We start from the raw sequence: 26421 nt of genomic DNA, 5'->3' as shown, positions 1-26421 counted from the left end.
TCCCATTCGACGAGTCCACCTGCTTTGAAGCCCAGGTAGAGCAACTCCGCAAGCTTCTCGCCGGTGCGCAGATCTGGACAGACAAAAACCTTTTCCATTTTTACCTCCTGACGACAATATTGTATTGTTCAATCTTGACCGCTTCAATCCCCCTCGAGTACCATAAAAAGTGGAAGGGGAAGCCTTTTCCCCTCCTGACCGCAGATGCGCCGGGCTTTCCCGGCCATCTTGCGTTAAGATGGAGCTATGCCTAAAGCAATTCACGAAGGAACCCGAGTTCGCTTCGTTGACACCGATCACCCGGAGGACCTGGCCTGCTTTCTGCGCCACATGGCTGCGTCACTCGGGGAAGAGCCTCTGCTTGATGTTTCAGGCGATACGGTGGTTATCGAATGCCAGACTGCCCCACGGATGCTCGAGTTCCTCGAGGGGTGTCTCAACGGGCGTCTGGTGCCGGTATGGGACAGCAACGGGGCTTACTTCCGCGAGCGCGGCCCGATGAACTAGCCACCGGCCCAAAAAAGAACCTTCCAAGGACAGGGATGATCCTCGGAAGGCAAAAAGGCTTGCCTGCTATGCGACCATGCGGGCCTTGAGCGTCGCCGCCAGGGCGTCCAGATTGGCCTGGGAGACTTCCTCTCCCGCCAGGAAGCGGTCGAGTGTAGAGAGTTCCTCAGCCTTCAGCCCCAGTCGGGCTTTCTCCAGGGCTTCCTCAAGCTCCTCGAGCACGTCTTCCTCTTCGGTTGACGCAACCATCTCCTCCAGCCGTGTGCCGGTCTCCGGGTGTGGAGCCGATAGGCTGAGAATGCGGTTTGCCTCCTCCAGGTAGAGCAGGCGCTCGAGGGTCTCCTCATCGACCCCGAGGGCCTGCGCCAGCTCGGGGTGGGTGGGGGCGCGTCCCTTTTCCCCTTCCAGCTCCAGCCGCACCGCCACCAGCTTCTTGAGAAGCCGGTTCTCGCGGTACGTGCCCACGCCGTCCTGGGTCAGCCGCTCCCGGACCTTGCGGTCGAGGGCCACGTTCACCCAGAAGGTGAGGTTCTTGGAGCCGGAGGGAAGCGGTTTCGAGAGCACCTCCACCACTTCACACAAAAGCTCCTGGGCCAGGTCACGGGCCTCGTCGCCGAGGCGGTGGAACAGCCGGAAAGCCTTCTCGAACGCCAGGTAGCCGTAGTGCGCCACCAGGGCCTCGAAAGCCTGGCCATCCCCGTGCTTGTAAGCGATGTAGTTCCGCATGACCATCTCCCGCGACAAAAGCCCGAGGCCGCCGACCATCAGCCGGATGCTGTCGTACATGGCTTTACCTCCTGGGAATATAATACTTGATAACGGCAATAAGAAGTGACATACTGAGGACGCCTGCGAAGGCTGCCACAGCCGAGTGCTGATGGTTTTACTTCCTGCACCGAAGCCCCCCGCAAGGGGGGTTAGGTGTCTAGGTGTTATGTATGGCCGCGGTCGTGTTTTTAAGGCCCGCATACCTCCGTTCCGGTCAGCGCGCTTACGCAGGGTCCGACGTCTACCGCCAACAGATATACGACGGCAGGCGCATCCTCATACGGGCGCCCTGGCCCTTGGAGAAGCGTCGAGTTCTCCGCAGCCGGCAACGCCGGGCGGACCCGCCCGGCGTTGCGAACCTTCAGTAGCCTACTTTCCGGAGCGGTCATGGGGTACCACCACGTCGGCCGAGCCGTAGCCAGTGTTCCCGCTGGCGTCGGTGGCCCGGTACGTGACTGTGTAGACGCGGCGGTTGCCCTGGGCGCTGCGCTCGGCCCGCACGAAGATCCGGCCGTTAGTGGTGATCTGCACGTCATCAGCGGTGTTCCCGTCGCCCTGGCCGTCGTCGGGCTCGCTTACCTTCACCCCGACCAGCTCCACCCTTGGGGTAGGGTCGAGGTTGTCGCTGGCACTTACAGCAGGCTTGACCTCGACCAGCTTGTGGTTGGGTGGCCAGAGGGTAGATGGGGTAACGCTCACGGTAACACTGGGGGGCTCACGGTCTACCGTGGAAGGGTCGGTGTCCCGGATGTTGTTGAAGATTTCACCCAGGGCATACTCGAAATCGGACTGGCTTCCGCCGGGGAGGTAGAAGTACTTGCCCCCGGTTTCCTCGGCGATGCGCTTGAGCACGACCTGGCTAGAAAGCGCCGTTGTGCTCACGCTCTGAACGCCAATGCCTGCCCGGCTGGATACCGAAGCGGGCGGGAGACCACAATCCCCTGAGAGCAGCACGTTCACCCGGACATTGTTGAGCTTGGCCACCGCGAGGATCCCGCTCACGTCGCCGGGCTGGGCTGAGGCGTCGGTGATTACCACCAGATCTCGAGTGTGGTCCACATAAGGCCAAAGGGCCAAGATCCCCGAGCTGATTCCGCCTAGCACGTTCTCGGGACAGTCATCGCCACCCCAGGCGTAGAGGCCATTTACCCAACCAAGGATGGCGTTGCGGTCGGTGGTGGTGCCCAGGACCCTGACGTCGTCTTTGAAGGTGATCAGGTTCCACAGGGTGTACTCGTCCTCAGGGATGCTATTTATATACCCGGCGAGGGAAGCCTTGACCGCTCCGATGACGCTGCCCATTGAGCCGGTATCATCGACCACCAACGATACTGCGCGGGGTCTGCACTGAACATTGCGCTCGTTGGAGTACCGCCGTGCTAGCGGAATCGCGATCACCCCGCCATCAGGGTTGACCGCCTCGATGTTGAGCTTGCTTCGGTAGACTCCGTCACGGCAAGTGGCCACAACGACCAGCTCGTACTGCCTCCAGGTCGCACCTGCCGCTCCCACCTCCTTACGGACCCGGGGGCCGGTGGCAACCTTGGTCCAGACCCCGCCCTGGTTGCGTTCTAGCTCCAGGAACGCTGTGAGGAGGAAGGGCTCACTGCTGGGCGGGCATCGACCGATGGCATCGGCTTTGACTTCGGTAGGATTGTACCCCGACTGGTGCGGATAATTCAGGGTGAAGACGCATAGGCTGATGTCGATCCCCTGTGCGCTTACACCCCCAGCCGTACCTCCTATGGGATCGAACTGAACAGTGACAGCATCAGGGTCGGGTCGTTCCTGACCAAGATTCACCTTGCTGGGACTGACAGAACAAGCTGATAGCAATGCAGTTAACGCTAACAAAAAACGAACCTTGTTCATGGACTTAAGTCTAACAGTAAGAACTAGACCAAGGATGTTTGGATGACCTGCTGGGCGGTATGCAAAGGTCCCAGGTCTATACTGGCAACATGCAGCCCATGTCTGATCCTGATCTAGAGTTGCTGCGGGGGAGCCTACTCGAGGCAGCCGAAGCGCTGAGCCGTCTGGCTCGGGAGCCTGGCCCAGGAGGCCTCGAGCTCGCGGCCGCAGTAACCCAGGCTGTCTCGGAGCTGAACGGACAAGTCAATGCCCTGCTGTTGGGTCTTGCCGCTCGACCAGTGGAACCCATGGATGAGGCCTACCTGCGCTACCTAAAGGACCTGGTCCGACTGCGGGCAGGGGTGATGGAACTCGAGCAACTCCTGCTCGATCGTGCAGCCTTCGAGCGAGCGCGGGAGGAGTGGCTGGGCTTGACGGTCTTGCTAGACCGAACTTTAGAGCCGTTGATTGATCTGATGACGTTCGCTGATCCTAGCCAGCCGGAGGCTGACCTGAGCCGGGGCTACTCCTTCGACAGCGAGACTCTAGGCTTCACCCGAGTGAGGTTCAAGCCGCGTTGACACTCCTACGGCGGGCGGGAGGAAAGGCGTCTGTCACCCGGGGTGGTCAGTGAGCCCCATCCAGGCTGGCTTCGGGGAACTGCTCGAGGGGCTTGCCTGGGTCCACCCCTCCTTCACCACCCGGCTGGCCGTGCCCGGGGCTCAGTTCGTCCACCCCAAGGTCTGGCTGGGCATCCCTGTCCCCGAGGAGGCCCGCGTCGTTCAGCGCCCGGCCTGCGAACGCACCCACCGCCACAGCCAGGCCAGCCACAGCCAGGCCAGCAGCAGACCCACCGCAATTCCCACCCCCACCCCGGCCTTGAAGCCGAAGCCCACCCCGTTCTGCCAGACTAAAGCGACGTGCTCGAGGGTCATCTGAACAGTCCTCCTTTCTTACCCATTCCAAGATACCGGCTCACCCGCCGCACCCACGACTCCAGCGCCGCGATGCGGCTCTCCGTCGAGCGCCGCATGAGCTCCTCGGCCTCCTCCAGCCGGTTCTCCACCTCCAGCAGTATCCGCCCGCGCTCCTCGTCCATCCGTGCCCGGAGCTCCCGTATCTCCTTCTTGCCCGGAGGCGCGGACTTCTCCTCGGAAGAGGAAGCAGGCGCGAGGGTGTCTACCCGAGCGCTCAGTTTCAGCACCAGGTCTCTGGCCTCCCGTACCGCCTCCCGCAAGGCCCGAAGCCCTGGGGCCATCCCCCCCAGCCGGGTCTCGGTGCGGTGCAGGCGCTCCTCCAGCCGGGTTACCGTCCGGCGTAGCTCCTCCACCTCGGCCTCGAGGCGGCCTATCTTCATCAGCGCCGCCCCCAGGGTCAGGGCGTCCTCGCTGGGCAGGGGGAGCCACTCCCCCTCTGGCTCCTCGTCCGTTCGGTGTACGGGCCCTGCCCGTCCCAACAGGGGATCGTCCGGTTCGTCCACCTTGAACACCCGTTCGGCCTCCCGCGTCCGGCTGGCCGCCTCCTCCTCGGACGCTCGCACGGCCTCTAAAGCCTGCCGCCGTCCGACCGAACGTTCGGGGCTGTAGAAGTTCATGGCCGCCCGCATCCGGGCCTCGGCTAGCTGTCCGTTCGGCTCCTCCCCGAACACCGTCCGGTAAGCCTCGATCCACTTGAGGCGGCTGCGGTTTTCCTCGGAAGAGGAAGCAGGGCTCGTTTCGGTGTCCACGTTTGGTTGTACGTCCGACCCAACTGGGGCAGTCTTGCCCCCTGGCTCCTCCTGGCTGTTCGGTTCGGGAGGCAAGTCCCTGATCTGTTCAAGGGCCTCCTTCCGACTCCGCACCGCTCCGTTCTCCATCAAGCGCATGGCCCGGCTCACCCGCGCCTCGAACAGCTCGTCCACCTCCCCGAACACCGCCCGGTAGTCCTCCCGCCAGCGGGTGCGGTTCTTGCCGGTCAGAGGTCTCGCTTCAGCGACCGGCAGAGGTCTCGCTTCAGCGACCGGCAGGGGGTTGTCCACCCTGGACAGGGGGGGTTGTCCATCCTGTCCATCCAGGTTGTCCGGGGTTGTCCCTACCCTGTCCGGGGGTTGTCCAGAGGTGTCCACTGGGTTGTCCATCCTGTCCTTTGAGGTTGTCCGGGGTTGTCCATCACCCTGTCCACCCTGTCCATCCGGGTTGTCCACAGCCAGGACAGGGGGGGTGTCCAGGGGGTGTCCATCCTGTCCCTCCACCCTGTCCACCAGAGGGGGTTCAACCACCTTTTCTCTCGCCTGCACGTTTTTTTCTTCATCCTCGTTAGACATTTTCAACCTCTGTCTTTTTAGCGTTTTCCTCTCGCCCACACGCAAAAGGACAGGGGGTGTCCGGGGGAGGGGGAAGGTGGTAAATAAGGCGCTACAAACATGCCCAGTTTCAGGGTTTGACTGGGAAGGGCAGGGGGCCCATCGTGTACTTGACCCAGGCAAGCCATATCCCGAAGCCAACCACCATACCGATCTCCCACCACCAGCTCCGCCGCTCCTGCCTGCTTGCCAGCACGAGCATCTGTGCGGTGTAGGCTGCCGCTACTGCCACCATCATCGCCTGCACGAACCCCTGCTCGTCCAGCCGGGGGCCCATAGACAGCACCCCCACCGTCCAGCCCGAACCCAGTCCTATACCCAGCCCCGCCGTCGCCTCGTGCGAGGCAAGCCGCAAAGCCGGGATTACAGCCAGGACTGCCACTGCGAGCAGGTTGGGTGAGTACATTACCGCCAACCCGATATAGGCTGCGTACACCAGGGCCGCCAGCGCCCAGAACACCACCCGCGTTCCGTCCTTGTTCGTCCGGCGTTCGGGCTCGTTCATGGCACCACCACCCTCCCGTCCGCCTCCAACCGGCTGACCCGCACCACCCCCTCGGTCTCACCCTGCACCAGCCGGAAGGCCACGTCCTTCCCGGTCGGGGTGGACAGGGTGGCCTTACCCTGGGCCACCACCTCACGAGCCACCAGCACCCGCCCGTTCAGGGTGGCCGGTGGGGTGTCGGCGTAGGTGGGCACGCCCGCCGCCTCCTGGGGGAGCATCCAGGCCTCAGCAAGTCCTCCCTGTCCAGGGTCAACCCAGGCCGCTGTCACCTGAACGTTCACCCGTTTACGGGACAACCCCACCAGCGTTCGGCGTCCGCGTTCCAGCGTGGCCTCCGTCCGGCCCTCCTGATAGACCAGCCCATCCCGTTCGGCCCGTCCGACCAGGGTGTACGCCCCGTTCGGCAAGCTGACCCGGAAGGTGTACGGGGCTGTACACCCCGTCCAGCTCCCGACCGTCCGAGTTTCCTTGATGGCCTCGAGCCGAACGCAAGCCCCCTCGAGCGCCCCCACCACCTCCACCTCCGGCGTGGGCTGAAACTCACCCGCAATCCCGGACAAGGTGTCGCATCCAGAGACCAGGAGGGCCAGCGCGGCCCCCCCGAGAATAACCAACCTTTTCAACGCTGCCTCCTAGAACCCCAGCTTGTACCCTACCCGTACCGTGAAGTCCGTCCGGCTGGCCGTGGCGTTCTGATAGCGGAAGCTGAAGCTGCCCGGCTCACCTGCCACCAGCCCATCCACGCCCTTGAAGCCAAGCTCCAAAAAGGGGTTGCTGTTGGACTGGAACTGCACCCCCCACTCGCTGCCCTGGGTTCCGCTTCCGGGGAACGCCACCAGCCGGTAGTACCCCCCGAGGCTGCCAAAGTCGGCTTTCCAGTCGAGCCGCCCTTCCAGCAAGCTGTAGGGCTCCTCGCCCTGGTATCTCCAGTAACCCACCGTGGGGGTCAGGTTGCCGAAGCGGTAGCCCACGCGAGCAAACAGCAGGTTGCGGGACAGGTTGCCCTCATGGAATCCGGCCCCCACCCCGCCCTCGGCCACCAGGCCGGGAACCAGACCGCCGTCCGGCTCATGCACCACCGAGGCCACCCCAAAAGCCGAATCCCCGTAGCCTGCGCTCAGTTTCAGGGCCACCCCCTCGAACGCCTTGAGATCGCCCCGGCTCTCTTGCACTCCGTTCTGGGAGCGGTGTTCGAGAGCCAGTCCGTCCTGTTCGGCCCGCACCTGTACGCCCGCCTGGGATAGCCGTCCGGTGAGCCGAACGCCGTTCGCCTCTCCCTGGACGAACACCTCACCGTCCGGCTGCCCGTCCGAGAGGCCGACCGAACCCCCTATGGTGAGCCTTGGGGCGTTCTTGCCTTTCTTCTCCAGGGTGTCCACCCGTCCGCCCAGGTCAAAGACCTTTTTGTTCAGTTCCCCCTGGGCGGCCTGGGTACGCCCCTCGAGGTCGCGGATGACCTGCTCGAGGGCGTTCACCCGGGCCTGAAGCGTGCGTAAGTCGGCCTCGCCGCGCTTGATCAGGTTCTCCAGCGCACCTACCGAACCGAGCAGTTCCCCGATTTCCTCCCGCGTTACCATCTGGCTGGACACCTGGGCCAGTTCCTCGGCCAGCCCCTCCACGTTCTTGCGGGTCTCCTCCAGGCCCGCCTTGACCTCGGGGTAGTCCTCCAGCGCCTCCTGCACGATCTTCAACGCCTCCTGGAGATCGCTGATGGCGGCCAGCGCCTCCTCGAGCCGGGCCTGGGAGTCCTGGGCTAACGCCTCCCGCACCCGCTTCGCCACGTCATCCGCAAAAACCAGATAGGTGCGGTACAGCATGGCGGCCACCTGATAGCGGGTCATATATTCCCTTCCCCTGAAGGTGCCGTCCGGGTAGCCCTGCACGATGCCCTTCTCATAGAGAAACCGGATGCTCTCCAGGTTGGCAGGCACATCCGAGAAGGGGGCCTGTTGCGCGAGGGCTAACCCTAGACTGGTACTCCAGACCGAAAAACCGACTTTTACTAGTTTCCTAAGATTATTTTGCAAAGTCATAGCAATACTATATTACCGCATATTTGCACAATAATCCTGCAAGCTCACCACCTGGCCCCGGTAAGCCTCGCCTCCCATCAGCCCGGTCGCCATTGCCAGGTTGCTGACAAAAGGTTCCCCCCGCAACCACTCGATACCCACGCCTTGCGGTCTTCTGCCGTAGCCTTCCAGCCCCGGAATCTGCCAGACCTGACCGTTCACCCGCACGATTCCCCCTGCCTCTACGGGGAAGGTGCCCTGTACCTGCCAGTAGGTGCGCTCGAGCCAGGGTCGGATGCGGGCGGTGACTTCCTCGTGGGTCTTGCGGGTCTCGAAGAGCCGGGGATAGATGTTAGCCGCTGTACACCAGTTCCACCCGCACTGGGAGCCTTCACCACTACCCCGGTAGCGTCCCTGGAGGTCATAGATGTAGTATCCGCGCCATCCACAACCAAACCAGCCGCAACTGGCGGCGTATTCCACCGAGCGGAAGGTCTCCAACCCCGTACCAGGGTCAAAGGTGAAGGTCGTGTTGTTCCCGAGCGCCCCCGTATAACGGCTCGTCCGGCTGGTATCTACCCCCACCTCCACCACCGCCGTCCGTGAAGTCAGCGTGCAGTCCCCCCGTACCGTCCCGCCTGCTTCTACCAGGGGTAGGGTCTGGCCGCTGTAGATGCGGTAGGGGTCATAGCCCTGCACCTGTACGTCCAGCACCCTGCCGTTCCACACATGCGTAAACAGGTAGCTGCTGCTCTGGGGGTCGCCCAGGTAGCGCTCGGTGGTCAGCAACTCCACCCGTGCGGTCAGTGCGCCCGTCCAGCTACCCTCCACCCAGGTGCGGCCCTCGCGGGGAGCCCCTGAAAGCCCCATCCACAGGGCGATGCGGTCGTTCTCGGCCCATCCAGGGTCGTGGATGAGCCCCTGACCCCTGAGCACGATGCCGTCGAGGGTACTGCCCTTACCCACAATGAGGCCGATGGGCTCCCGGATACTGCCCGGCAGCACCCGAATAGCGGCGTTGGCGCTGCCGCAATACCGCCTGGCCTCCGTCTGGGGCAGGTAAAAGGTCGTGGGCCCCACCGTGCGCCACTGGGAAAGCTGAATAGCCCACGGGGTGATGCTGGGCACTACCAGATGCAGCTCGCCCGGCGTGTTCAGCACACTCTTGAGCCCCGCCAGGTCGTTCAGGCTACCGCCGGTGGTCTGGGCCAGGCCCAGGCCCATTGAGGCCAGAATCATCCAGATACTTCTCATGGGATCACCTCCCGAGCGCTCTGTTGCAGCGCGGCCAGGGAGAGCGCCTTGCGGAAGAGTTCAGCGCCCCCTTTGGGTAGCTCCACCACCTGCACCTGGGGGTCGCTGAAGTCCCCCACTGCCGACAGCAGGATGTAGTCGTGCCGGTAGCCCCGCACCACCAGCACCCCGGAGACCCCCCGTCCGCCGATCTCATACGAGCGGCTGTCGCGGATGCCACCAAAGGCTCCCAAGCCCACCCCTCCCTGCTGAAACAGGCCGCTCACCGCCTGTCCCTGCACGGCATACAACCGGCTCTGCACCGGCGCTATCGAGTAACAGATGCCTGTGCAGCGGGGGAGAAAGTTGCCGTCCCGGTTCAAATAGCCCCGCACCAGGTAGTCCCGCAAGACCACCCGCACCGGCTCGGCCAGGCCGGTGACCAGGCCCTCGATGAACATGGGCTGTCCGCCTCGGAGGTTTCCAAACATTTCGATGTAGTTCGTTGCCTCCGCCTCCCGCCATAGCAGCCAAGGCAGCTGCCCCCCCTCCACCGTCCAGGGGATCAGCACCATCACCCTGGCCTGGGCCACCGCCGCACAGTTGGGGCTGCTGGCGCTGAAGATGTACTGCCCGTTGAGCGAAGCGTTTACAGACAGGCTCAGGCTACCAGCGTTGGTGTTTTGCCACGCCCAGACCTGCGAGTAGGTATCCCAGCGTCCCTCAATGCGAAGGGAGAGCTCCAGCCGCTCCACCACCGCCCCCGCACGCACCGATACCGTCAGGTTGCCAGGGCTCACCACCCCGCCCTCGGGACTTACCTGTAAGGTCAACGGGCAGGCCCAGGCCAGGCCGCTGAGCAGCAAAGCGCCAATCCATCTCATGAGCGTCCTCCTATCTGCCAGAGCTGCTCGAGGTAGTAGGCCACCTGCATCCCGATCTCCGGGCTTGCCAGTACCGTCCACAGCCCTTTGTTATCCCGCACCACGAAGTACCTCCGGTCAATGAGCAACATGCCTTTACCCCTCAAACCCTTGAGGTAGCGCACCTCCATCCCGGTTCGCACCCAGCCGGGCAGTGCGCCCCCCACCAGCACGCGGGTGCGTGCGGGTAGGACACGGGCGAAAGCGGGGTCAGGAAGGTCGCCAATCACCAGGGCATCTTGCCCCCCTACGCTGCTCACCCATCCCACCGCCTGGGCAAGGCTGGGGGTCTGGAACAGGATTTGCTGACCCTGCTGACCCTGAGCGAGGCCCAAACCCATCCCCAGAAGAAGGAAGGCCAGGAATCTCATTTGACCTCCTGCTTGCGCTGCTGGGCGTTCCTGATCTGATCCACTAGCAAACGTCCCCAGGTGAGCACCTGTCGCAGGGTGGGGCCGTCGAGCTGCCACCAGCTCGGCATGTAGACCACCTGGTTGTCCAGGATGAGCAGGGGCAGGCCCGTGCGCCCCACCACTCCTAGCGGCTCGTTCTCGTTGCTGCTGGCCGCCACCTTCACGAAGCTGGACAGCTCACGATTCTCCGTCCAGCCTCTAAACCACACCACCTGTTCCTGCGGGACTACCGCGAAAATCTGGGGCCGCTGCTGCTGGCGCTGGGGGTCGGTGGTGCGTAACCAGCCGTCGAGGTACTGGATCACCGGCTGGAAGGACTGCACGTCCCCGATGATCAGCACCTCACGGGAGCGCTCGAGGCGGCTTTGCACATCCCGCTGCCAGTCAGCCGGATAGATCATGTCCGCCGGTAGCAGGCAGGTAATCCGCAGGGCGCACAGCCCGTTCCGCAAGAGGTCGTAGGCGGTCTTGTAGTCCCGCGCATCAATCGCCAGGCTTCCTCCTCCGAGGAAAACCGTCAGAAACAGCACATAAATCCAGCGCATCCTTCACCTCAACAGCAGGTCGTACACGTTACCCGAGAAGCCCGGGATGCTCACCCCGCTCACCCCCAGCCCCGGCTGGCCCTTGACCCTGGGAATCTCGTACCCTTCCGGCACGCTCACCCACCCCCAGTAGGTGCGCTCACCCGCGAAGGGGAGCACATAGGGCGCTACGGGGATGGGCCGGGGGAAGTCCAGGCTTCCCGTCAGACTGATGAAGGGCGGGCTGGGGATCAGGCTCACTTTGATCCGCACCGGCACCCACCAGTAGAACAAAGCCCGCATCCCTAATGAGGCTGCCACCCCCAAGGGGTTGCGGTCAGCGCGGAAGTCGGGCACGGTGGTGACCTCAGCCCGGTTCCAGACCTGGAAGAAGCTCAGATAGCCAAACCGCTCGTATATGTAGGGATTGGACGGGGGGAACCAGCGCTTTAGCTCCTCCAGCCGCCAGGCCCCCGGCGCGTTCTTGTGGTTGATGAAGAGGTCGCGCCCGGCCAGCTTGCTCCCCTCGTCGGTAGCGGCCAGGGTGTTCAGCGCCAGTCGCATAGCCTTCTCGTCCAGCCCAGCGATAAGCCCGGTCAACTGGGCGCTGACTGGCTGCAAAAAAGACAGCTTGGACAGGCTATTGAGCGCCTGGTAGTAGTAGGCCGTCCCGGCCAGCCGCTCAGCCTCGGGCAGCCGGGGCAATGCCCGCTGCAAGGTTTGCAGAATCCCCTGGGCCTCGCTCACCAGGTTCTGCGGGGTGAGGCCGTCCAGCGTCCGCATCACCGGCGTCACCACCGCGCCCCCCTCGAGCACATGCGCCTGCCAGGGCATGGGGGCGAAGACCCTGAGCCTTGTGGGGTCAGAGAGGTCGGTGGGCACCCTGGGCCTGAGCGCACTCAGTACGTCGAGTTGATAGTCCGGGTAGTAAGTCGCCACCGCGTGGGCGATTCCGTCCGAGACCCGTGTCTGGGCTGCGCTGTCGTTGAACCATAGCGGCTGCCCGTCGTTGTACCCCGGCGTACACCAGGAAAAGCCGATAGCGTCAATGTCCAGGCAGAACCCCGGCACGTACATCAGGGGCAGAATCTCAAGCCCTAACCCGTCGCAAAAGTCCTCGCTGTTCACCTGCGGCACCGGCCAGTAGGCGTCCAGCATGTGCTGGCCCTGGGCGGCTGGACTGGGCCAGCCAAGCCCTGGGTCGAACCCCTGGGGTACGCTCCCCGAGGGCACGTCCACCTGTACCTCCGGCAGGGGCGGGTTGAGGTCAGGCCCCTTGAGCCCGGCCCAGCAGTACACCGCATAGAGCGCGGGGTTGTTGAGCCGGGTGATGACGTGCCAGTAGTAGCGCTCCTCGAAGCGCTGCCAGGCTTTTCTCAGGTCGCGGGCCACCTCCTGGGTGGTCAGCAGGTCGCTCATGGGTAGCCGCCACTCGTGGGCCACCGCCGCCCGCCCCTCGAGCCGGGCCTGCTGGTTCTCCTTCCAGCGGTCGGCCCGCAGGACTTCCACGAAGGGCCATTTGAGCAGGGTGAGCCGTTCCAGCCGGTAGTCTGGGGCGCTCACCAGGTAGCGCGTCGTGTCAGGGTAGCGGGGGTCTTGCGCCAGCGCTACCCCGAGCAGCAAAGCCAGTCCAATCCATCGCATCAATCCCACCTCCCTAATTGCAATCCCTCGGGTTCACCCCCTGAGAGCAGGGTGTCCAGGGCCTCGGCAAAGTCAGGGTAGAGCACGAACTTCCCCTTGCCCCGCACCTCCAGGCACATGGCGAAGGACGGGCGGCTTCTGCGCCTGCCCTCGTTCGGGTCGCCCAGGATGGGCAGCAGCACCGGGTTCTCCAGCAGGTCGAGGATGGTCTCCCCGTGCGCGGTCGCTACCACCCGCACCCCCCGCCTCGAGGCGGTCAAACACTGGAAAACGTCCTCGTTGTAGCCGATCTCGTCGGCCACCACCACCTCGGGGCTATGGTTGGCGATGGCCTGGTAGATCACCCAACCCTGGTTCTTCGAGGGCGGGTCTGGCACCTGCAAGCGCCTCGCTGGGGAGATGCCGGGATGGGTGAGCTTCCCATCCCCGCCGATCTCGTTGCTGGTGTCCACCACCGCCACCCGTGGCCCGTAGCGCCCGGCCAGAATCCGCACGATGTCCCGCAAGAGGGTGGTCTTCCCCGTCCTGGGCGGCCCCACCACCAGCATCGAACCACTCTGCTCGAGCCAGGGCCGCAAGGGTTCGGCCACCCCCATTACGAAGCGTCCGATGCGGATGGTGACCCCTACCGTCTCCCCGTAAGCGTCCTGGATGCGGCTGACACGGTGCAGGGTGCCCTCCAGCCCGGCCCGGTTGTTCTCCTTGAACCCCCCCAGCCGGTGGGTCAGGTAGGAAAGGTCATCTTTGTTGACAGTGCGGCTCTCCAGGATGTAGACCTGATCAGCTGCGGTGTAGATCAGGGGCTTGCCCAGGTCGAGCACTATCTCGTCCAGGCTGTCCCGGTGCGCCTCCACCTCCACCCGCACCCAGGGGGGCAGCCGCTCCATCAGCCGGGCGAACTCCTCCGGGAAGCGCTCGTGTACCCAGACCCGTGTTACGTTTACGTCTTGTTTTTCTTCAACCACTGGTACACCCATAGCACGTCCCTCACGTATTTCTGCGTTTCGACGTAGGGGGGGACACCCCGGTACTTTCGCACCGCCCCCGGCCCGGCGTTGTAGGCGGCCAGGGCCAGCCGCCAGTCCTGGAAGGTGTCCCACTGCTGCCGCAGGTAGCGGGCGGTGCCCCACAGGTTCCACTGCGGGTCACGCAAACGCTGCTCTGCAATGCCCATCGCCCGGCCCGTCCCCGGCATAATCTGCCCCAGACCTGTAGCCCCCTTGGGAGAGACCGCGTTCACACAGAAGCGGCTCTCCACCCAAACCAGCGCAATGAGCAGGTCGGGGTCGAGGCCGTAGCCACGGGCGTAATAAGCCGCCACCCCTGCCAGGTCAGCAGGCACCCGCCCGCAGGCCAGGCCCAGAGAGAGGGCCACCAGCACGGCGATCAGCCGCGACATACCCCCTCCGGGCGCAACGACTCCAAGGCCCACTGCACCACCGCCGGATCAAACTGGCTGCCGCTGCCCGCCTCTAGCTCCCCCAGCGCCTCTACCCACGAACGAGCGGGGCGGTAGGGCCGCTCGGCCAGCATCGCATCCAGCGCATCCAGCACCGCGCACACCCGCCCCGCCAGGGGGATTTCCTGACCCGAAAGTCCGTACAAATACCCCTGCCCGTCCCAGCGCTCGTGATGGTAGAGCACCGCATCCAGCCCGACCTTGCCCAGCCTCTTCTTCAGTTTGCGGTAGCCGATGACCACGTGTGTTTTCATCGCCTCCTGCTCCTCCTGGGTGAGGGGGCGCGGGAGCAGGTAGGGGCGGCCCGGCACGAACAGCCGCCCGTAGTCGTGGTACAACGCCGCGAGCTCAAAGTCCAGGCCCAGGCCAAAATCCTGCGCGGCCTGAACAGACCAGCGCCGCAGGTTGGGGGTGTGCCCGAGCAGGCCCACCAACCATATCTCGTGCTCCTCTAGCAGCTCGTTGAGGGTAGTCATCGCTCCACCTCCTCCAACGAACGCTCAGCCTGCACCGCCATCCGCGCGATCCCCCGCCGGATGTGGCGCAGCTCGTCCAGTAGCGCCCCCTGGTAGAGCACCAGCCCCCCCAGCAGCAGGTTGATTACGCCAAACTCGATCATGCTGCCCCGGAGAAGAAAAATCCCCGGCAGCACGCCCGAAAGCCCTACTACCACCCCTACCCAGCCGATGATTCGCAAGAACTTCTCCACACTACCTCCACCGGGCCACCCGCCGCTCTACCAGCCCGTCAATCCGGTATGGACGGGCCACTGCGAAGGCCTCTACGAACTGCCGCACCAATGCCGCTACTTTCGCCGGGGACTCCTCGAGGCGGTACACCGGCAGGCCCATGCGTTCCTCGCGGATGACCGCCACGCGCCTGTCCACCACGAGATAATCCCCTCTCGTAAAAGCTAGCAATCTTGCCCCCGTGTTCGGCAGCAACGAGGCCCACGGGGTGTAAGAAGGGCCCGACTCCACTGTGTCCGCCCGCGTGAGGATGTACCCCCTGGCCCCCCGCTCCACCACCGCCACCCGGTACCCCTCGGCTACTGGGCGGTCGTCGAAGAGCGCCATCTCCAGCAGCACCTCGCTCCGCGCCGACGCTACTAACCGGCTCACCTCCGCTTCGGAGAGCGTGGGCGTAGCAGGGGCCTGGGCCAGCCCTATCCCTGCAAAAAGTAGCACGCTAAGCAGCCGCACCGTCCACCTCCACGCCAAAGGTCGCTGCCCATCGCCGGGCCTCCGGGCCTACCACCAGCAGCAGCACCCAATGCCCTTCCCTGCGGTACAGGCGGTAGCCCAGACCCGGCAGATAGACCAGACAGTATTTCCGCTTGCCATCCCACCGCACCACCGTGGCGTTCTCGAGTATCTGCCAGAACAGTTCAACCCGCATGGCCGCCCTCCATCCGCTCCAGCGCCACCTCCACCCGCACCTTTCCTTCTTCCGAGGGGAAGTGTTTGGCGTACTCCCTGAGCACGGTCTCGGCCTCCTCCTGGCTCATCTCCACCACCCTGGCTCCGTCCTGCCCGTGGTTGCGGGCCCACTCCCGCACCCGGCACCAGCGCACCAGGGCTACCACAAAGCCTTTATCCAGCGCCTCCAGCCCCTTGCTGGTGAGGTTCACCGAGAGCTCCCTGGCCCCCTTGACCTCCACCCATCCCTCCCGCACCCAGGCGGTCTCGGGTGGGGGGAAGCCCTCCGGCAGGACGAAGCGGAGGCCCGTGGTGGTCTTCTTGTGGTAGTAACGCTGGAATACCGGCATGACCGAAGTCAGTCGGCGGATGTAGCCCTCCAGGCTGCGCGGGTCACTGGCCTCGATTGCGGCGGGCTGCGGTTTTACCGTCCGGTGTACGGCCGGAGGCCGTCCCGATAGGGCATCGTCCGTTCGATGTACGGGCACAGCCCGTCCCACCAGGGGATCGTCCGTGGCCGCTGGAGGAGAAGCCTCGGAAGAGGAAACCGTTGCGGTTACGGCTGGGCTTGCGGTGGCCGGGCGCTCGCCCGATTTCCGGGCCTTCTCGTACAGCCCGTGCAGGGGATGCCGCTTCTCCCACATCCCTCCGAGGTGGGTACGCACCGGCGGCTTGCCGTCGAGGATGACCACGGTCTCGCCCTTCTTCACCTCCCGCATCTCCTCAGCGGATAAGAGGAAGCGGGCCTCTTCTCGTTCCCCCTCGCCCTCGCTGCCCGAGAGGAAGCCGCTCCTGGAAGAGCTCCGGGAGTAGCCCACCACCGTCTCATAGCCCAGGGTGCGCGCGAGCCACTTGCGATCCTCCTCCGAGAGCCGCTCGAGCAGATACACCTGCTGCCCGAACGTCCCCTGGATGCTCTCCCACACGTCCCGCCCGTAGACCGAGCGCCCGTTCGCCAGGTTCTGCACGCTCACGTGGAAGGCGGCCCCCTTCGAGCGCATGGTCTTGAGGTTGTCCTCGATGCCGGGGAGCTTCCCAAACGCGGTGAACTCGTCGAGGTAGACCGAGGTCAGCGTCTTCAGCGTCCCCCCGTTCCGGGCAGCGGCCCGGTGGATTTCCCTGTCCATGATGCGCTTCACGAGCCACAGCAAAGCCGTCGCCTTGCCCCCCTCCAGGTGCTCCTGGGGGATGCCGATGTAAAGCAGGCTGGGTTCGCTAAAGAACTTCTCCCAGGGGATAGCCCCCGTACCAGGCAGGCTCGAGGCGTCCAGGTGGTCGTTCTCAAACAGCGAGAGCTTCCCTGCCAGCCCCGCCACCACCCCGGCCAGGATGTCCTCGCGGGTCTGCAAGACTGCCCCGATCCGCTCCTTGAGGTGGGGCCGCACCTCGGCGTAGGCTTTGATCTCCTCCTTGCCCTGGCGCAACAGGTTGAGGATGTGGCGCAACGAGTAACGCCCTTCCTGGCCCTCAATCCAGACCAGCCCGGCCAGCAGCATCCGCTCGAGGTTGGCGTAAAACTCAGCCCCCCCGTCGGCCAGGCGTGGCACGATGATGTCCGCGATGTTGCTGGCCTCCTGGGGGTTCTCCGCCCCCTCCAGGAGGGCGATGCGGGCCGAACCCGCCACAAAGGGGGTGTAGCTGTACACGTTCCGCCCGAAGTAGCGGTAGTAGCGCACCGCCTCCATCAGCCCGCCCTCGTCGGGCCACTTTAGATCAAATACGACAGCGCTCCAGCCGTCCCTGGCATCCAGCAGGATGTTGGGCTGGAAATATCCGGTGGTCTTGCCCCCGCCAGGCTTGCCCACCACCAGCGTCCCGGTACGCCGCTCCATGTGGGGAACCCGCAAGGGCTTGCCCTCGAACAGGCCGTACCAGCCGCTACCCTTCTCGCCCAGGTAGCCCGCCAGGTCTTTGGCGGTGGCCCAGCGCCCTTGACCAGGCAGCTTGCGCGGGCGGTGGGGGCGGATCAGGAAGGGCAGCATCCCCACGACGAAACCGCCGGCCACCACCAGCCGCAGGGTATCCAGGGGTAAGGCCTTCTGCCACAACCCGTTGAAGGTGCTGGAGCAGTTGCCCAGGAAATCCCCCGCACAGCGGAGGACGAGCTCGCTGGGGGTGGCTGCTTTGAGCGCTTTACCCCACCCCTCCCGCATCATCCCCTCGGCTACCTCTATAGCGGTCTGCCAGCCGATCCAGCCCACCGCTACTAGCGTCCCAATCATTAGTAAGCCGCCTCCCAGGCGGGCTAGCTTCTGGGAGGTGGGCACCTCAAGCAGCGAACCCGGACGTGCCGCGCTCATATCTTTTCGATCAACCTCCGGGTGGCCGCCTCCAGGGTGCCGTAGACCCGCTCCACCATGACCCCATCTACCTCAAGCGCCCAGGTGCCGACTTCATACCCGGCCCTGCCGTGCTCGGCCCGCACCGCGCTCACCGCCCGTACCACACAGTCGCGGCCCTGGTAATAAAACCAGCGCCCCAGCAGTTCGTTGTTTTCGATCAAATCGGATGCGTTCATAGTTCCTCCTAATCACTTGATGGCCCCGGCAGACCGCGTGGATTCCCCGCTGCCGGTAGTTCACGTGGAGCAGGCCTCCACTCGCCCTCGATGATGTCGTCGTCCCCGTAGCTCCTCCCGCCGTAATAGGGCTGCATCGCGTAGGCCGGAGGGGGTAACTGGCCTGCGGGCATACGGAAGCTGGGCTCATCCCGCACCGTACTGGTGTTCGCGGCACTGGGCCCGCTGTACACCCGCCCGCCCAGCGAGGACGCCCCTAGCATCTGGCGAACCCCTGTGGCAACGAACCCGCCCACAAAGCTCATCGCCACCCGCTCCACGTTGAACAGCACGTAGGCAGCTGCGGCCATCCCTGCCAGCAGCAGAATGACGCCGAGCAGCCACGCCTGTACCGCTGTGGTGATCTGCTGCCACACCGCATTTAGCTGGGTGCCGAGGGCCTTCAGGTTGTTGCCGAGGGTACACCCCACATCCAGCATGCGACAATCGCCCATCGCGTCTACCACCACTGCCAGGCCCGCCTCTTTCTGGGCCTCGATCCGCTCGAGGGCCTGCTCCACATAGGCGTTGACCTGGTTCACCGGGCGGTTGATCCCCATCTCGACTGCCGCTTTGAAGCCGATGGGCAGCAGCAACACGATGAGCAGTGCCCCTACCACCGCCGCGATCCATTTTCCAAACCAGTCTGCTGCTGAGCCTTTGGGGAACATCAACAGGGCAACGGCCAGGGGGAACAAGGCCACCCCAATCTCCACCGTGAACGAGGCCACCACGATCAGGATGAAGAAGAAGAGCATGAAGGGAATCAGCAACAGGGTGGCCCAGTTGAGGTACTGCATGACCTTGCTGGCCCCCGCACTTGTCCCCGAGGCCACCGTGCGGGTCGTGGCGTTCTTGGCTACGTTTTCAGCGGTTTTAGCGGTCATTATCTTAATCGCCCCTACCGCACCCATAAAGGGCACTACCCGCATAGCCAGCGCGTCCAGGCTGTCTCCGGCATCCGCCAGTGTATTGGCTGAGGAGTCCACCCCCCATTCCCGTGCGGCCATCATGGCCCGATCCAGGGTGTTCCCCACGAACCCGCTACTCCACAGGGAAAGCAGCAAACCTACCACCGCCAGTCGGACAAAAGTGCCCTTGATGGCCTCCAGCCCGCCTCCTACGATGCCCTGCACGATGCCGTAGACGAAGCCCAGCATCACCAGGGCCAGGGCCAGACTGGAGATGCCTGCCTCCAGGCGGGCCACGTCGCGGCTGATGCTCTGCAACCAGCGGTTGATGTCGAAAAACGTCCGGAACAGGCTTTCCTGCTGGGCGGTATTAGCCGGTGGAATCTGCGGCTGGTCGGCCAGCCCCATCCCCGCCAGAAGCAGTACAAGCAATACAAGAACCCGCAACATATTCTCCCCCTATGGACGGATGCACACCGTACTGCCGTCGTTGCCAACCCCGAGCACCCCATCGGGACAGGCCACCGTGCGGGCCAGCGCCGCCAGCATCCGCAGGTTGGCGGTCTGGCTTTCGGCCTCCTCCGCTACCTGGGCCATCGTGCGCTCCACCTCGCCCTGCCAGGCGTTTATCTCATCGCTTCTGCGCTGGAGTTCAACCTCTAACAGGTTGGAAATCTGCTGTGTGGTGTAGGCCTGCTGCACCGCCGATTCCCGCATAGCCTGCACGATGTCCTGGGTGTTACCCAGGTTTTGCCGCATTATTTTGGCCTGGGCATCTACCAACACCTCCAGCACCTCACGGGTAGAGTTGGCTTCCCGGGCCCGCCGTACCACCTGCTCCGCCTCGCCTTCCTGACCGGGCAGGGGATTGGTGACCTGCAGGGCCTTCTCCAGTTCCTCCTGGGTGCGCCCGGTGCTCGAGCGCTCCACCTGCTTCTCTGCGGCCCCCTTGATAGCCTCTACTCGCCCCTTCTGGAGCACGAGGCTCTCCCGCTGCTGGTTGCTGACCACCGAGGTCAGGATCAGGTTAGGGTTCAGCTTCAGCGCTTCCAAGGCCCACCACGACGGGCTGCCGTTGGGATAGGGGTTGTTGCGTAGGGCTTCCACCTGCTTTTCCCGCTGGCGGGTCATCCAGTTGCTGAGCTGGGCCACTGCCTTGCGGTAGTTGCGCCGGAAGGCCAGAAAGTCGCTCTCTAGCTGGTCGGCCTCGACGTTACCCTCAGCCAAGCCCAACTCCCCGCCTAAACCGTTGACCAGGTAGCTCACACCAGTGATGAACCCTTCCCGCTTAAGCATGTCGAAGTCTTGCCGAACCTCATCCCACATCCCCACTGCCCGATCCAGCGTGCGGTAAACCGTGCATACCCAGCGCACGCTCTCCAGGCTGAAGGTATTGATGGTGCGGCAGGCCGTACCTCCCCACTGCTGCACCTGCTGCCAGATGGCCTCAAGGTTCGCCGGGTTCTCCGAGGGGGGCTGGGCCGCGGGGTCTACCACCACGCTGAAAAACTGGCGTTTGGCTCCCACGTTGATGGTGGTTAACGAGGATGCTTTCGGCGCACTGGCCGCCGCTGTAAAGACAATCTCCACCGTGGTGTTTTTCTGTGGATCACTTACCGTAATAGCGTTGGGAGCGTACGTCACCCCTGTGGGCAGCCCGGTGATGTTGATGGGTAGAGTCCCGGTAAATCCGTCCGGCAGCACCGCTAACGTGCTTTTAACCGACTGGCCTGGCGCTAACGAGACCGGCACCGGGGACAGGCTGATGGTGTAGCTCTGGGCCAAACCCATCCCCAGAAGAAGAAACAGCGCAAATATCCGCCTCATTTCTCACCTCCATAGGCCAGCGCTCGCACCGCCCGCATCACATCCCCGCCGTAGCGCTTCACCATCTCACGTCGCTTCGCTACCTCGTCCTTGGTGGATGTAAACAGCCAGTAGTCCACGGGGCTGGGCCGTACCACGATGACCTCTCCCTCCCGGCCTTCCCCGGTGCGAATCCAGGCTAACGCCTCGGAGTAAACCCCCTTGACCCCGGTCAGACCCCCATGTACCGCGATGGCCCGGTCGGGCATCCCCAGCACCTCCCGCATCACGGCAAGCTCGGCCTCGCTGCGTGAGAGACGTAGCAAAAAGTGGAAGGTGGTGTTCTGCAACAGCGCCCTGGGCCCCTCCCCGGCGAAGTCGGCCAAGCTCTGGGTAATGCTCCAGATGCCCCCGCCCAGGAAGCGAAAGCGCCTGTACAGCTCCTCGATGAGGCGGCTGGCGTAGGGGCTCTGAAAGACCTTCCAGGCTTCATCGAGCACCACCAGCACCCGCCGCCCCTGGCCTTGCTTAGCCCGCTTCCACACCAGGTCGGCGATGAGCAGGGTGCCGATGATCTCCAGGTCGTCCTTGAGGCCCTCGAGCTCGTAGCACACCACCCGCGCCTGCGAGAGGGGCACGCTGGTGGGCCGGTCGAGGAACTGCCCCTTGGGGCTATCCCCCACCCAGGACTGAAGCCTGAGCGCCAGCTTCCGCGCCACCTCCTTCTCCGAGGGTGAGGCCGGACGGCTACCTATCTCGTCCATAAGCACCAAGGTCTGCACCAGGTCGGAAAGCCTCGCTCCCCCGTAGACCTTCTTATAGCTCCCGTCCGGCTGGGGCACGTCAGGGCTGGCTCGCTTGTAGGTCTGCTCGATGGCCGCCTCGAGGATGGCGTTCTCCACCGCCTCCTCGGTTTTGTCCTCGCCCGGTGGCAGCATCGCCCGCAAGAAGCGCAGCACGTCCTGAAGTTTCTCGGGGCTGGGCTCGGCCTCGCCCTCCTCGAGGTCGAACATGTTAACCGCCGTCTCCCCGCCGGGGCGGATGTCAATAAACGCTCCGCCAAACGCCTCCACCAGGGCCTCGTAGTTCCGCCCCCGGTCGAGGATCACCACGTCCACCTCGTCCCGGCGTAGCAAATCTGCGAGTACGTACTGAGTGAAAAAGGTCTTCCCCGATCCCGAACCGCCTGCCACGATGCCGTTCCAGTTGGCCGTGCGGGGTGTAAAGGGATCGAAGCGGGTCAGCGAGCGGAAGCGGTTATGAAACAGCACCACCGGCTGCTCGTGCCCCTTCCAGGCCCCCGTGAGGGGCACCAGGTCGGCGGCGTTGGACTCCAAGAGGCTCACCACCTCGTCGCTGATCCCCCCGCTAAAAGGGGCGCGGTTTTTCCAGGGCTCAAAAAGGCCGTTCTTGAGCTGCCGGAAGGGGCTGCCGGGAATCTCCGACAGTTTACCCACCACCTGGTTGGCCCGCCGCTCGAGGGCCTCCCGCTCCCGCTCAATCAGAATGAGTGAAACGCCCACGCGATATACGTGGTCGCCGGTCTGTGAAATGTGGGCAATCGCCCCCTCAGTCTCCTGTTGTCCGATGATAACGTTAGGGTCTACATAGGTTTCGGTGTTGGCGCTGGCCGCATAGAATCTCCGCGCCCGCGCTTTGAGGGCTTTGAGGGCCTTCTCGTAAGGCTCGTGGTAGAAATCCACCACCAGGTAGTATTCCCCCCCACCGGCTAAAGCCAGCACGTCCCCCATCTCGGTGTAGGTCTCGTCGGGGATGGTGTACAGGCTGAACATGCTCAGCCAGCGCCCGCCTACGTATAGCGCCTCGCGGTAGGAGTTGTCCACCTCGCTCCGCAACAACTGCGCCCGCAAGGTGGGCGGCCTGAGCCCCGGCATTTTCTCCACCGCCACCCGTGGGTAACGCTGCCAGGTGGGCCGGTAAGCGGGCACCCCCGAGAGACGCAAACCAGGGTTCAGGTAGCGGTAGGCCAGGCCAAAGACCGCCTGGGAGTCCATCTCCCGCACTTCCACGCCCCGCCCCCGAGCAATCATGCGGATACGTTCGCGGATTTTGGCCCCTTCTTTGATCAGCCCTTCCAGTTCTGCCTTCCCGAACGGCAATCGCTTGGGCCGCTTGCGTCCAAAGCTCACAGTGAGGAAGGCCCGCCGCTCCATGACCTCGCCCCGTTCCCACAGGGTGCGCCAGTGGCGATACCGTTCCTCTGCCAGTTCACGAGCTACCGGATGGCTGGGTGTGTAGGCCGTCCGGTATGCGTCCACCACCTCTTCCGGCGCGGGGGCCGCCTCCACATATAGCCGGGCTCGTGTGCCCTGAGGCACGCCGTTTCGGAGGACGCTCCGCACCATGTAGAGCAGGCCCTCGAGGTCGCTCTGGCTGAGCAGCAGGGTGGGCTTGAGCAGCAGCTCCACCCCCACCTCGGCCCGCCCATCCTCAAGCACCATCAGCCCCTCATGTATCTCCCAATAAGCAAACTCCTCGGTAAGCGAGTGCTCCCGAGGGCGGTTGAGTATCGTTAGCCCGCTAGTCTCCGCCATTCTCCCTCAACAAAAGTGGAACTGTCTCCTTATCCTTCCCCGGCACATAGCGGTCGCTCTGGGTCAGCCATAGCATCTCATGCAGCAGCGACGCACCTGGGTAACGTTCACGGAGCCGATCCGCCGCCACCAACGCCAGATAGCCCGTTACTGCTCCGGCGAGCAGGCCCATCGCCGGGTGCATCCCCTCCATCAGCCGCAAGCCGATGACGAAGCCCATACCAATGACTGGAAGCTGCCACACCTCCAGGCCGACAATCGTTATGGGTTGATAGAGACGGTACACCCGGCGACGCATACAACCTCTAGCAGGCTGTCCCGCTTACGAATATTTTTGCAAACGAGGGCGCAGCAGCCAGAATCACACCACCCACGGCTGCCCCGATCATGAGCGGAACGGCCTTTTTCCCACCAATCATCAGACTAATGCCACCGATGGCGAACATGATGATGACCAGGGCCAGCCCAAACGGGCCCTTCATGGCGTTGTAGATGTTGCAGATGGCGGTGGTCAGGTTGGTGAAGGCCTGATCCGCCTGGGCGTGGGCCACGCCACCCAGCCCCACCAGCGCCAACCCCATCAGCAACCCACGAATCTCCGAACCTGCGATCTTTTTAGCTAAAAGGCCGATTTTACTCATGCTGTCACCTCTACGATTTTTTGTTACCCATTACGGGTAATATGATACTACCATATGCGACTTGACCCAGAGATTAAACAACAGGTTGAGGCTGTCCTGAAAAGTCCAGTCCCTTCACCCACCGACCCTGAGTTTGATGAGCTGCTGCTGCGCCTACGCAAGGAGAATCCCGAACTGGCCGATCTTCTCGAGTCCGGCATCCTCTTTGACGACCTGCCCACCCCGGAGGAGGAGACCCAGCGGGCGGTGGCGCGGCGAAGCTGGCTACTCACCCTCAAGCACCGCCTGCTTGACCGCTACGACGAGCTCACCGGGGAGTGGGTGCCCTCCCGTCCCAAACAGATCGCGGTGGGGTTTGCCGGTCTGATAGCGGCCACTACCCTGTGGTTCGCCCTTTCCACCCGCAATACAGAGCCCGCCAAAGGGGGCCTGCCTGTGCCGGTTCCAACCGCTACGACTACGACCGCACCTAAACCCGAACCGGCACCCCCTGCTTCAGCTAACTCAGAAGCAGCCGCTACTGGAGGGACAGCCGCAAGCGCAAACGGTGAGACCGCCGCTGCCACAGGCCAGAGCCAGAGTCCACAAGATACGGGTGCAACTCCACCCCCTCCTAGTGGCTACTCTGAAGTGCCGCCCCCACCTTCAGGGTATCCAACCACCCCGCCGCCCTCGGGTTATTCGACCACAACTGGCGCGGCACAGACACCACCGCCCCAACCCATGACCCTGTACGTGGCGAACGCTGGAAGCGCGACTGCACAGGCTGCCAGCAGCGGTCAGCAGACCTCCAGCGATGCTACTGGCCCAGGCGCAACTCCACCGGCCCCGCTGACCATCGCTACGGCTACCACCACCCAGAGCCAGGGCGGGCCGCTGACCCTAACGCGGCCCCAGGCCCCCTCTGCACCCTCTTCTTCAGGCCGCCCGATTACCGGCTCTGTGGCTGAAGACGTGGCGGCAGCACTCCAGAACCAGCCGGTTTCCTCCAGCCGCTCTTCCGCTTCAGGCTCAACTGATGGGGCTCTGAGCCTCAAGAAGGAAACCCAGTCCACCTTCACGGTACGGGCAGTTGAGGGCCAGGGCGGAAAGGGCGGGAGCTTCTACCTGGTGGGCGGGCAGGCCCAGACCTCAACGCCCGCTTCTACACCCACACAACCACCTGCACCCGGCGCGGCGTTGCCAACCTTCCCCTCGGCTCCGGTAGCACCAGCAGCTACCGGCCCAGCGCCCGCGCCAGCGATGGCCTCTCCCTACCCCCTGGGCACCCGCCTCAAAGGGCGGCTGGGTATCGGGGTACTCATCGCGGAAGGTGTCCCCGGCCCGGTAGCGGTAGACGCTGAGGACGGCTCCACCTGGGTAGGCGAGGTTACTCTGGACGAGACCCGCCGCCTCAAAGGGAAGCTCACCAAGGCCATCAAGGACGGCAGGGAGTACACGGTCAGCGCCACCCTGCTGGACGCCGAGGGGACGCTGGGGGTGGCGGCCAGAGTGCGCGAGGAAGCGCCCTCCATCGCCGCTGACCTTATCCGGGGCAGCCTGCGCGGGGTGAGCGATTACGTCACTGCGGCCTCACAGGCCAAGAGCGTGACCGTGCTGCCGGGGGGCGGGGTGGCCCAGTCCTCGCAAACCCCGCCTTTGGAGCTATTCATGGCCGGAAGCCTGGCGAACCTGTTTGCCCTGCAACAGGACAAGAAAGCGGTGGTACGGGTGGCCCAGGCTGAGAAAGGAACGGAGGTGGTGATCCTTGTTGTCCCAAGCCAGGAACCTGCCACGAGGTGAGCGACAAGCAGTACTGGAGCGTATCCATGAAGCCCTGCGCTGTGATCTGGCCCTCTCCGAGGGCCAACTCATGCGCCATTACGGGATGGTTCCCTCGGAAAAGGAAGCCCACCGTGTGGGCATCTTCATCGTGCGGGCAGTGCTGAACCCCTCGCATCACGCCAACCGGCTGATGGAGGTGCGTTTCTACACCCCCTTTCTCTGGGTCAGCCGCCTGGGGCCGCCCCTGCTGCGGCATCTGGCCGGGGTGGGGGAGATGCGGCATATCCTGGGGGCCAGGCCCGATGTGTGGCGTACCGATACCCACCGCATCCACTACCGCGAACAGCCCGATGCCTACTGGTACAGCAAGCTGGGCCCCATCGCCATCGAGTACGACGCGGGAAGCTACTCCCCGGCACTGCTCAAGCGCAAAGCCGAAACCTTCGCCCTGCGCTTCGTGGGGCAATACTGGGGGGCTCCCACCGAGAAGAAGGCAGAGCAGCTACGGGTAAAGCTGGCAGGGTTCGGGCTGGAGCCGCGTTTTGTGCTGGCCGCGCCCTGGTGGTAGCTTTCTTGCCCCTGCGGGACA

At 64.2% G+C, this 26421-nt stretch carries 30 protein-coding genes; 4 read left to right on the top strand and 26 right to left on the bottom strand.

From position 1 onward, the window contains the following. Positions 1-246: 246 nt before the first annotated feature. Complete coding sequence (locus tag Mlute_RS00575; protein WP_013012836.1) at positions 247-507, top strand: hypothetical protein; 261 nt, start codon at positions 247-249, stop codon at positions 505-507. A 66-nt stretch (positions 508-573) separates the two neighbouring features. Here Mlute_RS00575 and Mlute_RS00570 read toward each other — a convergent pair whose 3' ends face one another. Continuing rightward, positions 574-1293, bottom strand: a complete 720-nt coding sequence (locus tag Mlute_RS00570; RefSeq protein ID WP_119358832.1) for a sigma-70 domain-containing protein — start codon at positions 1291-1293, stop codon at positions 574-576. 351 nt (positions 1294-1644) lie between these two features. Continuing rightward, positions 1645-2742 (bottom strand): vWA domain-containing protein, encoded by a 1098-nt coding sequence (locus tag Mlute_RS00560; protein ID WP_244403987.1) that lies wholly within the window; start codon positions 2740-2742, stop codon positions 1645-1647. A gap of 494 nt (positions 2743-3236) precedes the next feature. Here Mlute_RS00560 and Mlute_RS00555 point away from each other — a divergent pair, with 494 nt between their 5' ends. Further along, a complete protein-coding gene (locus tag Mlute_RS00555; RefSeq protein ID WP_110528495.1) occupies positions 3237-3707 on the top strand; it encodes a hypothetical protein in 471 nt (156 codons plus the stop codon). A 46-nt stretch (positions 3708-3753) separates the two neighbouring features. On the opposite strand, the gene Mlute_RS15445 is transcribed toward Mlute_RS00555, so the two are convergent. The 24 genes from Mlute_RS15445 to Mlute_RS00445 form a co-directional block, all read right to left on the bottom strand. Further along, a complete protein-coding gene (locus tag Mlute_RS15445) occupies positions 3754-3942 on the bottom strand; it encodes a hypothetical protein (RefSeq protein WP_147371013.1) in 189 nt (62 codons plus the stop codon). Beyond that, a complete protein-coding gene (locus Mlute_RS15520) occupies positions 3909-4061 on the bottom strand; it encodes a hypothetical protein (protein ID WP_013012832.1) in 153 nt (50 codons plus the stop codon). The genes Mlute_RS15445 and Mlute_RS15520 overlap by 34 nt, the downstream gene beginning before the upstream one ends. After that, entirely contained in the window at positions 4058-5428 is a 1371-nt protein-coding gene (locus Mlute_RS00550; protein WP_119358830.1) for a coiled-coil domain-containing protein, read from the bottom strand. Before Mlute_RS00550 ends, Mlute_RS15520 begins: the two co-directional genes overlap by 4 nt. Positions 5429-5537: 109 nt before the next feature. Continuing rightward, positions 5538-5972 (bottom strand): hypothetical protein, encoded by a 435-nt coding sequence (locus Mlute_RS00545; protein WP_119358829.1) that lies wholly within the window; start codon positions 5970-5972, stop codon positions 5538-5540. Then, positions 5969-6595 carry a hypothetical protein gene (locus tag Mlute_RS00540; protein WP_119358828.1) on the bottom strand — a complete coding sequence of 209 codons (627 nt, stop codon included), beginning with the start codon at positions 6593-6595 and terminating at the stop codon, positions 5969-5971. The genes Mlute_RS00545 and Mlute_RS00540 overlap by 4 nt, the downstream gene beginning before the upstream one ends. Positions 6596-6604: 9 nt before the next feature. Beyond that, positions 6605-7903, bottom strand: a complete 1299-nt coding sequence (locus Mlute_RS00535; RefSeq protein WP_245958789.1) for an S-layer homology domain-containing protein — start codon at positions 7901-7903, stop codon at positions 6605-6607. 114 nt (positions 7904-8017) lie between these two features. Next, the gene (locus tag Mlute_RS00530; protein ID WP_119358826.1) at positions 8018-9238 is read right to left on the bottom strand and encodes a hypothetical protein; all 1221 of its coding nucleotides are present in this window, start codon (positions 9236-9238) and stop codon (positions 8018-8020) included. Then, positions 9235-10101 (bottom strand): hypothetical protein, encoded by an 867-nt coding sequence (locus Mlute_RS00525; protein WP_119358825.1) that lies wholly within the window; start codon positions 10099-10101, stop codon positions 9235-9237. The genes Mlute_RS00530 and Mlute_RS00525 overlap by 4 nt, the downstream gene beginning before the upstream one ends. Continuing rightward, on the bottom strand, positions 10098-10511 hold the full coding sequence (locus Mlute_RS00520) for a hypothetical protein (RefSeq protein ID WP_119358824.1): 414 nt from the start codon (positions 10509-10511) through the stop codon (positions 10098-10100). The genes Mlute_RS00525 and Mlute_RS00520 overlap by 4 nt, the downstream gene beginning before the upstream one ends. Beyond that, positions 10508-11098 (bottom strand): hypothetical protein, encoded by a 591-nt coding sequence (locus Mlute_RS00515; RefSeq protein WP_119358823.1) that lies wholly within the window; start codon positions 11096-11098, stop codon positions 10508-10510. Before Mlute_RS00515 ends, Mlute_RS00520 begins: the two co-directional genes overlap by 4 nt. 3 nt (positions 11099-11101) lie before the next feature. Further along, positions 11102-12721 carry a hypothetical protein gene (locus Mlute_RS00510; RefSeq protein ID WP_119358822.1) on the bottom strand — a complete coding sequence of 540 codons (1620 nt, stop codon included), beginning with the start codon at positions 12719-12721 and terminating at the stop codon, positions 11102-11104. Beyond that, positions 12721-13698, bottom strand: a complete 978-nt coding sequence (locus tag Mlute_RS00505) for an AAA family ATPase (RefSeq protein WP_119358821.1) — start codon at positions 13696-13698, stop codon at positions 12721-12723. Before Mlute_RS00505 ends, Mlute_RS00510 begins: the two co-directional genes overlap by 1 nt. After that, the gene (locus Mlute_RS00500; RefSeq protein ID WP_119358820.1) at positions 13662-14120 is read right to left on the bottom strand and encodes a lytic transglycosylase domain-containing protein; all 459 of its coding nucleotides are present in this window, start codon (positions 14118-14120) and stop codon (positions 13662-13664) included. The genes Mlute_RS00505 and Mlute_RS00500 overlap by 37 nt, the downstream gene beginning before the upstream one ends. Further along, positions 14108-14656 (bottom strand): HD-GYP domain-containing protein, encoded by a 549-nt coding sequence (locus tag Mlute_RS00495; RefSeq protein WP_119358819.1) that lies wholly within the window; start codon positions 14654-14656, stop codon positions 14108-14110. Before Mlute_RS00495 ends, Mlute_RS00500 begins: the two co-directional genes overlap by 13 nt. Further along, complete coding sequence (locus Mlute_RS00490) at positions 14653-14889, bottom strand: hypothetical protein (RefSeq protein ID WP_119358818.1); 237 nt, start codon at positions 14887-14889, stop codon at positions 14653-14655. Before Mlute_RS00490 ends, Mlute_RS00495 begins: the two co-directional genes overlap by 4 nt. A 1-nt stretch (position 14890) precedes the next feature. Beyond that, positions 14891-15382 (bottom strand): phospholipase D-like domain-containing protein, encoded by a 492-nt coding sequence (locus Mlute_RS00485; protein ID WP_245958788.1) that lies wholly within the window; start codon positions 15380-15382, stop codon positions 14891-14893. After that, positions 15369-15578, bottom strand: a complete 210-nt coding sequence (locus Mlute_RS00480; RefSeq protein WP_119358817.1) for a hypothetical protein — start codon at positions 15576-15578, stop codon at positions 15369-15371. The genes Mlute_RS00485 and Mlute_RS00480 overlap by 14 nt, the downstream gene beginning before the upstream one ends. Continuing rightward, positions 15568-17820: a type IV secretory system conjugative DNA transfer family protein gene (locus Mlute_RS00475; RefSeq protein ID WP_245958787.1), complete on the bottom strand. Its 2253-nt coding sequence runs from the start codon at positions 17818-17820 to the stop codon at positions 15568-15570. The genes Mlute_RS00480 and Mlute_RS00475 overlap by 11 nt, the downstream gene beginning before the upstream one ends. 74 nt (positions 17821-17894) lie before the next feature. Further along, positions 17895-18116 (bottom strand): hypothetical protein, encoded by a 222-nt coding sequence (locus Mlute_RS00470; RefSeq protein ID WP_119358815.1) that lies wholly within the window; start codon positions 18114-18116, stop codon positions 17895-17897. An 8-nt stretch (positions 18117-18124) separates the two neighbouring features. Beyond that, positions 18125-19516: a hypothetical protein gene (locus Mlute_RS00465; protein WP_119358814.1), complete on the bottom strand. Its 1392-nt coding sequence runs from the start codon at positions 19514-19516 to the stop codon at positions 18125-18127. Between the two features lie 9 nt (positions 19517-19525). Then, entirely contained in the window at positions 19526-20893 is a 1368-nt protein-coding gene (locus Mlute_RS00460) for a hypothetical protein (protein WP_119358813.1), read from the bottom strand. Beyond that, positions 20890-23427 (bottom strand): TraG/VirB4 family ATPase, encoded by a 2538-nt coding sequence (locus tag Mlute_RS00455; protein ID WP_119358812.1) that lies wholly within the window; start codon positions 23425-23427, stop codon positions 20890-20892. The genes Mlute_RS00460 and Mlute_RS00455 overlap by 4 nt, the downstream gene beginning before the upstream one ends. Then, positions 23414-23725 carry a hypothetical protein gene (locus tag Mlute_RS00450; RefSeq protein WP_119358811.1) on the bottom strand — a complete coding sequence of 104 codons (312 nt, stop codon included), beginning with the start codon at positions 23723-23725 and terminating at the stop codon, positions 23414-23416. The genes Mlute_RS00455 and Mlute_RS00450 overlap by 14 nt, the downstream gene beginning before the upstream one ends. A 7-nt stretch (positions 23726-23732) precedes the next feature. Next, positions 23733-24068 (bottom strand): TrbC/VirB2 family protein, encoded by a 336-nt coding sequence (locus Mlute_RS00445; protein WP_119358810.1) that lies wholly within the window; start codon positions 24066-24068, stop codon positions 23733-23735. Between the two features lie 1242 nt (positions 24069-25310). Here Mlute_RS00445 and Mlute_RS15895 point away from each other — a divergent pair. Beyond that, positions 25311-25850, top strand: coding sequence for a hypothetical protein (locus tag Mlute_RS15895; RefSeq protein ID WP_245958786.1), 540 nt, complete (start codon positions 25311-25313; stop codon positions 25848-25850). Continuing rightward, on the top strand, positions 25819-26400 hold the full coding sequence (locus tag Mlute_RS00435) for a hypothetical protein (RefSeq protein ID WP_119358808.1): 582 nt from the start codon (positions 25819-25821) through the stop codon (positions 26398-26400). The genes Mlute_RS15895 and Mlute_RS00435 overlap by 32 nt, the downstream gene beginning before the upstream one ends. Positions 26401-26421 lie beyond the last annotated feature (21 nt).

The sequence above is a fragment of the Meiothermus luteus genome, from assembly GCF_003574085.1.
GTDB classification, from domain to species: domain Bacteria; phylum Deinococcota; class Deinococci; order Deinococcales; family Thermaceae; genus Meiothermus; species Meiothermus luteus.
Note: the sequence above shows the minus strand (reverse complement) of the source record. Positions and strands in the feature narration are given on the sequence as shown.